Consider the following 10,175-nt stretch of genomic DNA (forward strand, 5'->3'; position numbering starts at 1 on the left):
ATTTTTGGTCATCAAATTTACCAGCTTGTCAGGGCTAGTAATAGGGGGTCAAACCCCCTGAATAAGGCCAAAATAGGCCCACAACCCCCACTCCTAACCCTTGCAAAACAGGCATTCTCAAACTTATTTAGGCACGCCCTCGGTTAAGACTTCATGTCCATCTGGAGTCACCAATACATCATCCTCAATCCGCACCCCAATTCCCCGCCAGCAGTCGGGTATTTCCGGTTGTCCTTCCACAGGTTTCGTTTCCAACCCGATATAAATTCCCGGTTCTACAGTTAGGACATTTCCCGGTTGCAAATTCTGCGGGTCTTCTCCATTTTGATAGACTCCCACATCATGCACATCTAACCCCAACCAATGCCCAGTCCGGTGCATATAAAACGGCTTATATTTTTCCTCTTTAATGATTTCTTCAATGTCTCCATTCAAGAGTCCAATTTCCATTAATCCTTCCACTAAAACCCGCACCGCCGTTTCGTGAATCTTGCTGTAGGGATTCCCCGGCTGCACTTGGGCCGTTGCCTGTTTTTGCGCCTCCAAAACAATATCATAAATCGTCTGTTGTTCTGGTGTAAACACACCACTTACCGGAAAAGTTCGGGTGATATCTGCATTGTAATACCCATACGCACAACCGGCATCAATCAGCAACAAATCATTTTCTTGCAATTGGCGATCGTTTTCGATATAGTGCAAAATGCAGCTATTTCCACCGGAGGCAACAATGGACGGATAGGCAAAGCCATTGCCTCCTTGCAACCGAAATAAATGCTCCATTTCTGCTTGAATTTCATACTCATATCGCCCGGGTTGTGCGAACTCTTGAGCATGAATGTGCGCTTTAACTGAAATTTCGGCAGCTTTTCGCATCAGTTGTAATTCTGCGGGACTTTTCACCAAGCGCAACGGATGTAAAATTGTCCCGGAATCTTGAATTGCGATCGGTCCAGTTCCCCGCTTCGGATAGGTTCTCATCAACCGTTGCCAATGGGTGAGAATCTTCTGATTAAATCCCTGGTCGCGTCCAAAGTGATAATATAAGCGATCGGCTTTAATCAAATACTGCGGTAACTTTTCTTCCAGTTCGCTAATCGGATAAGCTTCATCTACACCATAGCGTTCCTTTGCACCTTCCACTCCCATCCGGTATCCCGTCCACACCTCTTTTTCCGGGTCCTTGGGTTGCACGAATAGCACAAATTGATGTTCTTCATGATGGGGTGCAAACACTGCCACCGCATTGGGTTCATTGAAACCCGTTAAATAGTAAAAATCACTATCCTGCCGGAAAGTATATTCCACATCATTGTGCATAACGGCCATCGGCGCACTCCGAAAAATCGCGGTCCCAGTGCCGATTTTTTCCATCAGTGCCTGCCGTCGTTGCTGATATTCTGCTGCTTCGATCATGGTCATTTTCTATTCAAACGAGGTTTTCAGTGATTGTTGTCACAGTGTCCAGGTGTTTATTATCACAGATTTTCCCGATCGCGATCGGCCTGCTTTCCTCCAAAATAGCGCAAACTAACATTAGGGAATCTACAAATTTTTTTAAGAGGATGCAGTAGCTGTTATGATAGACTTTCTGGTAGAATCTGCATTTAAAACCGGATGCCTCAGCGTTGAGTCCGAAGCATTAATTCGCCAAGTCCTCGCTACCAAAGGATGTAAATCAGCGGATCTCGACTCGCTGGAAAAGCTCTGGGAGGCACTCAACACCGGCTGTATTTGTCGCGAAGCCGGTTCCAAATTGGCAATGCCTCTACTAGAAAGGCGCTAAGAGTAGAGAGTATCTCCCCTCAATTTTAACGGATTTAAAACCAACTATGAGCATCCAGGCCGGTGGCAACCGGCCTTATTTTTATGGGTAATCCCCCATCCCCCCATCAACCCAGGACAAATGACAAATGACCCATGACAAATGACCCATGACCCATGACAAATGACCCATGACCCATGACAAATGACAAATGACAAATGACAAATGACAAATGACAAATGACAAATGACAAATGACCCATCCCCCCATCCTCTAAAATATTCAATAGAGGAGAAAAACTTTGGAGGAACGCGCTTGACTACCCTAACTCCCCCTGTGGTGACGTATCGAATGCCTGCTGAATGGGAACCGCATCAGGCTTGTTGGTTGGCTTTTCCCAGTCATGAAGACCTCTGGATGGAGAGTTTAGAGGCGGCGCGTCGTGAATTTGTGGACCTGTGTCGGGCGATCGCCGACCCGGATCCTGTCTCCGGCGAATGCCGTGGCGAACTGTTAGAAATTCTGGTCCTGAATGAAGCGGGAAAAACCCTTGCCGAAGCTGCTTTAAAAGGCATTTCAGCCCGATTTAATATGATTCCTTTTGGGGATATTTGGTTGAGAGATATTGGCCCAATTTTTCGGATTGACCCCGATGGAACTCTCGCCACAGTCCGCTTTAATTTTAATGGATGGGGTGAAAAATATATCCTCCCTGGTGATGCTCAAGTCGCACAAACTATCAGCGATCGCCTCAATTTACCCAGTTACCATTTCCCTATTACCCTAGAAGGCGGGGCGATTGAAGTAGATGGGGAAGGCACTTGTTTAACCACTCGTCAATGTTTGTTAAATCCCAATCGCAATCCCCAACTCACCCAATCCGAATTAGAAGACATTCTGCACTCAGCCTTTGGTGTCTCTAAAATGTTATGGTTAAATCAAGGCTTACTCAACGATCATACCGATGGACATATTGACACGATCGCCCGGTTTATTGCTCCCGGTGTCGTCTTGTGCATGGAACCCCGAGATGAGGATGATCCAAATGCCGAAATCCTCACCGAAATTGCCCAGAATTTGTCAGAAATGACCGATGCCAAAGGTCGTCCTTTACAAGTAATCACCATTCCTTCCCCGGGTAAAATTGTTGATGACAGTGGCGAAATTGTCCCGGCGAGTTATGCCAACTTTTATATCGGAAATAGCACCGTTGTGGTTCCCACCTACGGTGCAAAGTATGATCAAGAAGCAGTAGAGGCGATCGCTAAACTGTTCCCCACTCGTCGGACTATTGGGCGATCGGCAAAAGCAATATTATTAGGCGGAGGTGCTTTTCACTGCATCACTCAACAACAACCGATTCAACAACCGACGGGGGTTTAAATCCCCGCCCTGTCAAGGTGGTAAATTTAATGACGAAAAATCGTTGTTTTATGTAGGGGCGCAATGCGCCCCTACAAATACACTTGACGAAAAATCGTTATTTCATGTAGAGGGCCTGTGCATTGCGCCCCTACAAATACACCTTGACAGGGCTAGGGTTAAAAACCTCAGCGGTTGTTGCAACTTCACCCATTATCCATCACTTAACAAACATGACTCAAATGGTTACGGTTGCTGCGCTACAAACCGCCTTCTGTGAAGACAAAGAGACCAATATTTCTCGGGTTACTGAATTAGTCCGAGAAGCGGCATCAAAAGGCGCTCAAATTATCCTGCCTTCTGAATTATTTGAAGGCTATTATTTCTGTCGCGAAGAACGGGATAAATTTTTTGCTTGGGCGCATCCCGTGGAGGGACATCCGACGATTTCTCTGTTTCAAAAGATAGCAGCAGAATTAAACGTGGTGATTCCTGTTTCATTTTTTGAAAAGGCTGGACCCGCTTATTATAATAGTGTTGCCATTGTCGATGCCGATGGAACCCTGTTAGGGATTTATCGCAAAAGTCACATTCCCGATGGTCCCGGTTATGAGGAGAAATTTTATTTCCGTCCGGGAAATACGGGATTTAAAGTTTGGAAGACGCGCTATGGTACAATTGGGGTGGGAATTTGTTGGGATCAATGGTTTCCAGAATGTGCCCGGTCGATGGTTTTAATGGGGGCGGATTTGTTGTTTTATCCCACGGCGATCGGGAGTGAACCGTTCGACCCGGATTTAGATACTAAAGACCCTTGGCAACGGGTGATGATTGGTCATGCGGTGGCGAATATTGTCCCGGTTGTGGCGGCAAATCGCATTGGGACGGAAGAGGGACAAACCTTTTATGGTCATTCGTTTATTGCCAATCAACGGGGGGATAAGGTAGCGGAATTAGACCGCGATCGCCCAGGGGTGATTTGTGCCAGCTTTGATTTGGATGCGATCGCCCGTACTCGCGCCTCTTTTGGCTTTTTTCGCGATCGGCGCCCTGAACTCTACGGCGTTCTCTCTACTGCCGACGGAACACTTTAAGGGTCAGGATTTGACTCCCGCCTAATACAGCCAAAAACACTGAAAATTGCACCACCACAATGCTAGGGCCCGAGGCAAAATTAAACAGTCCTGACCCTAGCATTCCCACCAGAGAACTGGTTGCGCCCAATAGTACAGAAATGGCAATAAAGGTGGTAAAATGATGAGTCATTAATTTGGCCGTTGCTGCGGGAATCACCAGAAAAGCATTAATCAGTAAAATTCCTACCGCTTTGATAGAAATCGCAACGGTTAGAGACAGCAATACTACAAAGAGATAGCGATGAATATCAACGGCAATTCCTTGAACTTGGGCCAGTTCTGGATTCAGGGTAAGTAAAATTTGCTGTCGCCAAGTTGAGAATAAAAACAGGCAACTGACAACCAGTAATCCCATAATTAAGAAAATATCAGTTTGCCCGATCGCCAGGATATCTCCAAACAACACCGCCATTAAATTTCCCCGATATCCCGGGATAAAACTGGTCAAAATTACCCCAATGGCCAAGGCCCCGGAAACCGCTATACTAAACACACTATCACTCGGCAATTTCGTGCGTTCAATTAAATACAGGGAGGAGAGTCCAAATAACAGGGTAAACGGTAACAACGTCCAATTCGGGTTAACCTGCAACAATACCCCTAACACCACCCCAACTAACGCCGAATGTCCCACGGCATGACTGAAAAACGAGAGTTGGCGTAAAATCACAAAAGTGCCGAGGAACCCCCCGAGAATTCCCATCAAGACCCCACCGGCGATCGCCCGTTGCATGAAAGGGAAACTCAGCAATTCCAAGAAGTTTGTCACTGCCGTATTCCCCAAGAGTAAATATCCAAAAGAAGGGTTGAAAATTTCCAATAAATTTGTTATCATCATTAATGTCTGAAAGAATAATCAAGTTTTCAAGTTTTTTAGTGATATTTCCCATAAATCCAAATCATGGCAGTTAACTATTCTACCGATAAAATGGCCGGGGATAACCGACCGGAATCCGATGAACTCGAATGCACTTCCGAACACGCGATCGACCTGGAAAATATCAATAGTCTGCAAAATCAGCTATTGAAGGAAGACAAAGCACAACGGATGGCGGAGTTTTTCAGCTTTCTCGGGGATGCCAATCGCTTGCGAATCATTTCTGCATTGGCATTAAAAGAACTCTGCGTTCATGAATTAGCGGAAATTGTCCAAATGACTGAATCCGCTGTTTCCCACCAATTGCGGAATTTAAAAGCAATTCGCCTGGTTAGTTATCGCAAAGAAGGACGCCGGGTCTATTATCGACTTCAGGATAATCATGTTGTTAGTCTCTATGAGGCAGTGACGGAACATTTGGATGAGGAATGAGGGATGAATGGGAAGGGAGGGGATAACGCCTTCAGGCGTTACTACGAACTTAAGAGAACGGGTGAAGTCGTTATTACGAACTTTTCTCCCGTCTCCTCAATGATCATGATGATAGTGAGCAAAAGCTGGTCCATAAGTTGCTAACAAATTTTGAGGCGCTAAGGCAATATCCGGTGCACCACTACAGATGAGGGTTTGATTTAAACAAATCACCCGATCGCAATGGCGACTGACCATATTGAGGTCATGGGATACCTGCAACACCGTCCAATTTTGTTCAGTTTTCAACTCATTTAATAGGGTATAAAAATCACCCTCTCCCTGAACATCAACTCCCGCTAATGCCTCATCTAAAATTAGCAATTGGCGAGACATGACTAAACAATAGGCGAGTAATACCCGCTTTAATTGTCCCCCACTAAGAGCACCGATCGCCCGATGGCGCAAATGCAAGGCATCCACTCGCCGCAATGCCGACATGACTGCTGTCTCTTTCTCAGGGTTCGACTGCCAGGGAAACCTACTAATTCCTGATAGGGAAAACGGTTCCCGTTGTTGCCATCCGAGACCCACGACTTCCCCAACGGAAATGGGAAAGGTGCGATCAAACAGAAAAGTCTGGGGAATATAACCGAGATGCGATCGCAACCGTCCCAACTTTTCTAAAGGTCTTCCCATGATTTCTACCTGGCCCGAACTGCGGGGAATTAACCCTAAAATAGCTTGAACCAATGTACTTTTTCCCGCCCCATTTGGGCCAACCACAGCCATATTTGTTCCCGATTTTAATTCAAAAGAAACATCCCGCAAGGCCGTATAATTCCCTCGGTAAACGCTCAGATTTTCAATCTTAACAATCGAGTAATTCCCAGGAAAAGCCGCATCTAATTCCCGGCGATTCCCGTCCCACGCTTCACCCATTCTCATAGTAGTTACCGACAAGCATTGGCAATCGTTTCTAAATTTCCGCGCATCGCGGTCAAATAATGTTGGGGGTCAAGGGGTCCCGATTCTAATGGGTCAATTTCATACAAAGGCAAATTGAGGTCGGTTGCCAGAGTTCTCAACACTCGATTCTCCACTTGTGGTTCCGAAAATAGTGCCTTTGCTTGATACTGTTGAACCGCTTGCACTGTTTTTTGTAAATCCTGGGGAGACAAACTCGCATCCGGTACAGACACAACGGCAACTTGCTGTAAATTGTACCGATTGGCTATATAAGGATAGGCATCATGGAACGTAATAAAGGTACAATTGGGATATTGGGATAAAGTCTGCCGAAACTCTTCATCCAGTTGTTGTAATTGCTGAAGGTAAGCTGCTGAATTGGCTTCATAAATCGCTTGATTGGCCGGATCAGCGGCGATTAAACCATCTCGAATGGTGGTAACTTGTTGTTGAGCTAAGACGGGATCAAGCCAAACATGAGGATTACCTTCGGCATGATCATGGTCATGATCATCGTCATGATCATGACTGCTATCCACCGCTTTCACAACGGGGGTATTGTTATCTAAAGGTTGAATCCCTGCACTGGCATTAATTTGCGTTAAGTTGGGATTATTAGCATTAGCAATGGTATTTTCCAGAAATTCCTCTAAACCGAGGCCATTTTTGACTAAAATATTGGCAGTTGCGATCGCCTGCACATCGGCGGGTCGCGCTTGATATTCATGGACATCGGTTCCCGGAGGAATCAACGCTTGCACTTGTGCGCTATCCCCCGTCACGGCGCGAGTAAACCAATACATCGGCAAAAACGTGGCTACAACATTCAGAGAGGGGGCATCCGATGCCGCAATTTGGGTGTTAATCTCCGTCTCAGCAACGGGTTCACGACAGGCGATCGCCATCGGCAATAGCAACAGTGGAATCAGCGATCGGCTTAACAGTTTAGGAATCACCATGAGTTCAAGGGGCTTTCAATCACGAGTCTTATTTTACCTATTATACGAGAATAAGTCTCATTCTGAACAAGCAATTTCCGGGAAGAGCAGGGGCCAGTTGCCGTCTCTAGCAGGACTTACTTACGCATACATAGAGAATCCACCCTAAATCTGTAGGGTCGAGAAAGGGAATCGCCTCTACAGATATGGCGCTCATGGGTCAGTCTTAAAAAAGCGTTGTTTAATTCAAGGTTATGAGGTACATTATTGATTGGGGAGTTTGGAAGTGTGAGCATCTTGCTGGCTATCGTCTGATCGATTAAGATGTGATGCTTACGGCAGGCTGTTGCAAACTCACTCCTCTCTTGATTTCTAGGGATATCTCATGATTCCGAGAAGCGCTATAGTTTTCAGGTTTCAGCATTCCGCGAATTTTCGAGTTAGCGGCAATCCGCACGAGATGAACAATCCTTTGAAAGATGTAAAATTCAGCATAAAAGCAGAAATATAACGGAGGTAAAGGTGTCAGGAAAAAGATTGATTCACAAACTCAGATTACAAAATATATTATCCTATGGAAACGAAGGCCAAGAAATAGAATTGCAGCCATTAAATGTAATTATTGGTCCAAACGCATCGGGGAAATCTAATTTGATTGAAGCGATTGCCTTGTTAAAAGCAACGCCAACAGATTTAATGGTTCCCATTCGTAAAGGTGGAGGGATTAGCGATTTTCTCTGGAAAGGGGGGAAAGAATCTCCGATTGCTGTAATTGATGCGACTTTGGAACCGCCAGAAGACGGAAGAAGACAAATGCTTTTGCGTTATCAGATGAAGTTTACAGAAACGGGCCAAAGGCTGGAATTGGTAGACGAGGCGATCGAAAATGAACAGCCGTATCCCGGAGAAAATGAACCTTATTTTTTCTATCGGTATCAAGAAGGAAACCCAGTTATTAACGTTCAAACAGAAATTGAGGGACGAAAAAAGCGGTCTCTTGAGCGAGAAACCCTCAGTCCAGACCAATCCGTATTGTCACAAAGAAAAGATCCAGACCAATATCCTCAGTTAACTTACCTGAGTAATCAATTTGCGCAAATCGGCTTATATCGAAATTGGCAAATTGGACGAGACGCTGCCCCCCGGTTGCCTCAAAAAACAGATTTACCAGAATATCCCCTGCTTGAAGATGGGAGTAATCTGGGACTGGTTTTGAATAATTTACAGCACAAAATTGGAAGTCGTGTCCTCATCGAAACCTTAAAAAAGTTTTATGAGAAAGCTGAAGAAATTAGCATCAATATTTACGGCGGAACGGTGCAAATTTTTATCCGAGAACAGGGGTTAAAAGATCCAATTCCGGCAACTCGCCTTTCCGATGGAACCCTGCGATTTTTATTCTTAATGGCTTTATTAATGCACCCCAATCCGGGACCTTTGTTATGTATTGAAGAACCTGAAATTGGCTTACATCCAGATATTCTACCCACCCTAGCGGAAATGTTGGTGGCAGCTTCTGAACGAACGCAATTAATTATTACCACTCATTCAGATTTTCTCATTTCGGCGCTTTCTCCCGAGTCGGTTATAGTGTGCGATCGCAACGATTTCGGTAGCGAATTGCGTCGTCTGGATCCGAACCGACTGAAAAAGTGGCTCGACAATTACACCCTTGGAGATTTATGGCGAATGGGTGAACTTGGAGGTAATCGATGGTAAAAGAAATTCGCGTCTATATTGAAGGCGGGGGAGATGCTAAAAATACCAAAGCCCTTTTCAGAGATGGATTTAGAAGTTTCCTCGATGATCTGTTTCAAATCGCTAGGGAACGAAAAATTAAGTGTAACTTAATTGTCTGTGGTCGGCGAAATGCTGCCTATCGAGATTTTAAAAATGCTTTGGCCGACCATCCTGATGCTTATAATATTCTATTAGTAGACTCAGAGGGTCCCGTAACTCAAAAACCTTGGCAGCATTTGCAGTCAAGAGATAACTGGGATTCGTTGAAGGTTGAGGATGATCAATGTCATCTGATGGTGCAAGCAATGGAAGCTTGGTTCATGGCTGACATTGATGCATTAAACACGTTTTACGGACAAGGATTTCAAGCCAATTCCCTTCCCAAAAACTCTAATATTGAAGACATTCCCAAGGATAGGTTGGAACCCAGTTTGAAGGCGGCAACGCGCCAAACCCAAAAAGGAGAATATCAAAAAATAAAACATGGCTGCGAGTTGTTGAAACAGATTGATGTTCAAAAAGTTCGAGGAGCTTCTGAACATTGCGATCGCCTCTTCCAGAAGATTGAGGAAATTCTCAAAAGCTGATTTCCCCATGAAACAAAAGGGAGTACCTACAGATAGACAAAAAGATGATAGATTCAGCAGAGACAGTTTAGAGAACCGGGATTGTTGGGAATATCAGGAGAGGAAAACCAGCGTGACAATTGAACGGATCACCCAAGGAATTCGTGAAGAAAGCGGCGATCGCTTTCTGCTTTTATATGGAGCAAATACCAGTGATTCGTTTTGTAGTGAAGATTTAATCTTACAAGATATCGAACAGGCATTGCATCGCTATCTCAAAGCTCAAGGATATCAGCGAATTGCCTTTTATTCTGGCAATCGCAAACTGTATTTTCTGGATACAGACTCTCGCGATCGCGCCCGGTTACGCCCTCCGATTCCCTCCCCAATTCAGGGTCAAACTGAAATCAA

General features: G+C 45.1%; 10 protein-coding genes and 1 pseudogene. 7 read left to right on the plus strand and 4 right to left on the minus strand.

Features of this window, described 5'->3' with window-relative positions:
• Window positions 1–123: 123 nt before the first annotated feature.
• A complete protein-coding gene (locus tag J0895_RS25320; protein ID WP_207090758.1) occupies window positions 124–1,416 on the minus strand; it encodes an aminopeptidase P N-terminal domain-containing protein in 1,293 nt (430 codons plus the stop codon).
• 163 nt (window positions 1,417–1,579) lie between these two features.
• On the opposite strand from J0895_RS25320, the gene J0895_RS25325 reads away from it, so the two are divergent.
• The 3 genes from J0895_RS25325 to aguB all read left to right on the plus strand — a co-directional run bounded on the left by J0895_RS25325 (window position 1,580) and on the right by aguB (window position 4,221).
• Window positions 1,580–1,786 (plus strand): hypothetical protein, encoded by a 207-nt coding sequence (locus J0895_RS25325; RefSeq protein WP_207090749.1) that lies wholly within the window; start codon window positions 1,580–1,582, stop codon window positions 1,784–1,786.
• A gap of 294 nt (window positions 1,787–2,080) precedes the next feature.
• Window positions 2,081–3,148, plus strand: coding sequence for an agmatine deiminase family protein (locus J0895_RS25330; protein WP_207090750.1), 1,068 nt, complete (start codon window positions 2,081–2,083; stop codon window positions 3,146–3,148).
• 212 nt (window positions 3,149–3,360) lie between these two features.
• Window positions 3,361–4,221, plus strand: coding sequence for an N-carbamoylputrescine amidase (gene aguB, locus J0895_RS25335; RefSeq protein WP_207090751.1), 861 nt, complete (start codon window positions 3,361–3,363; stop codon window positions 4,219–4,221).
• On the opposite strand, the gene J0895_RS25340 is transcribed toward aguB, so the two are convergent.
• On the minus strand, window positions 4,199–5,101 hold the full coding sequence (locus tag J0895_RS25340; protein ID WP_207090752.1) for a metal ABC transporter permease: 903 nt from the start codon (window positions 5,099–5,101) through the stop codon (window positions 4,199–4,201). The genes aguB and J0895_RS25340 overlap by 23 nt on opposite strands.
• Before the next feature lie 63 nt (window positions 5,102–5,164).
• On the opposite strand from J0895_RS25340, the gene J0895_RS25345 reads away from it, so the two are divergent.
• Window positions 5,165–5,572: an ArsR/SmtB family transcription factor gene (locus tag J0895_RS25345; RefSeq protein WP_207090753.1), complete on the plus strand. Its 408-nt coding sequence runs from the start codon at window positions 5,165–5,167 to the stop codon at window positions 5,570–5,572.
• A gap of 96 nt (window positions 5,573–5,668) precedes the next feature.
• Here the strand turns inward: J0895_RS25345 and J0895_RS25350 are convergent, their stop codons facing one another.
• Together J0895_RS25350 and J0895_RS25355 are read right to left on the minus strand one after the other, a co-directional pair.
• The gene (locus J0895_RS25350; protein ID WP_207090754.1) at window positions 5,669–6,499 is read right to left on the minus strand and encodes a metal ABC transporter ATP-binding protein; all 831 of its coding nucleotides are present in this window, start codon (window positions 6,497–6,499) and stop codon (window positions 5,669–5,671) included.
• A gap of 5 nt (window positions 6,500–6,504) precedes the next feature.
• Window positions 6,505–7,479: a metal ABC transporter solute-binding protein, Zn/Mn family gene (locus J0895_RS25355; protein ID WP_207090755.1), complete on the minus strand. Its 975-nt coding sequence runs from the start codon at window positions 7,477–7,479 to the stop codon at window positions 6,505–6,507.
• Between the two features lie 501 nt (window positions 7,480–7,980).
• Between J0895_RS25355 and J0895_RS25360 the strand changes: the two genes are divergently transcribed.
• From J0895_RS25360 to J0895_RS25370, 3 genes and pseudogenes are all read left to right on the plus strand, one after another.
• Complete coding sequence (locus tag J0895_RS25360) at window positions 7,981–9,177, plus strand: AAA family ATPase (protein ID WP_207090756.1); 1,197 nt, start codon at window positions 7,981–7,983, stop codon at window positions 9,175–9,177.
• On the plus strand, window positions 9,171–9,785 hold the full coding sequence (locus J0895_RS25365; protein ID WP_207090757.1) for a DUF4276 family protein: 615 nt from the start codon (window positions 9,171–9,173) through the stop codon (window positions 9,783–9,785). Before J0895_RS25360 ends, J0895_RS25365 begins: the two co-directional genes overlap by 7 nt.
• Before the next feature lie 112 nt (window positions 9,786–9,897).
• A pseudogene (locus tag J0895_RS25370) lies at window positions 9,898–10,175 on the plus strand (AAA family ATPase); the annotation flags it as partial.

The organism is Phormidium pseudopriestleyi FRX01, from assembly GCF_017313335.1.
In the GTDB taxonomy this organism is placed as follows: Bacteria; Cyanobacteriota; Cyanobacteriia; order Cyanobacteriales; family Laspinemataceae; genus Laspinema; species Laspinema pseudopriestleyi.

Bases quoted from the DNA above. Each gene is read 5' to 3' on its own strand.
- J0895_RS25325 (WP_207090749.1), top strand. From the start codon at position 1,580: ATGATAGACTTTCTGGTAGAATCTGCATTTAAAACCGGATGCCTCAGC.
- J0895_RS25345 (WP_207090753.1), top strand. From the start codon at position 5,165: ATGGCAGTTAACTATTCTACCGATAAAATGGCCGGGGATAACCGACCG.
- J0895_RS25350 (WP_207090754.1), bottom strand. From the start codon at position 6,499: ATGAGAATGGGTGAAGCGTGGGACGGGAATCGCCGGGAATTAGATGCG.
- J0895_RS25340 (WP_207090752.1), bottom strand. From the start codon at position 5,101: ATGATGATAACAAATTTATTGGAAATTTTCAACCCTTCTTTTGGATAT.
- aguB (WP_207090751.1), top strand. From the start codon at position 3,361: ATGACTCAAATGGTTACGGTTGCTGCGCTACAAACCGCCTTCTGTGAA.
- J0895_RS25320 (WP_207090758.1), bottom strand. From the start codon at position 1,416: ATGATCGAAGCAGCAGAATATCAGCAACGACGGCAGGCACTGATGGAA.
- J0895_RS25365 (WP_207090757.1), top strand. From the start codon at position 9,171: ATGGTAAAAGAAATTCGCGTCTATATTGAAGGCGGGGGAGATGCTAAA.
- J0895_RS25355 (WP_207090755.1), bottom strand. From the start codon at position 7,479: ATGGTGATTCCTAAACTGTTAAGCCGATCGCTGATTCCACTGTTGCTA.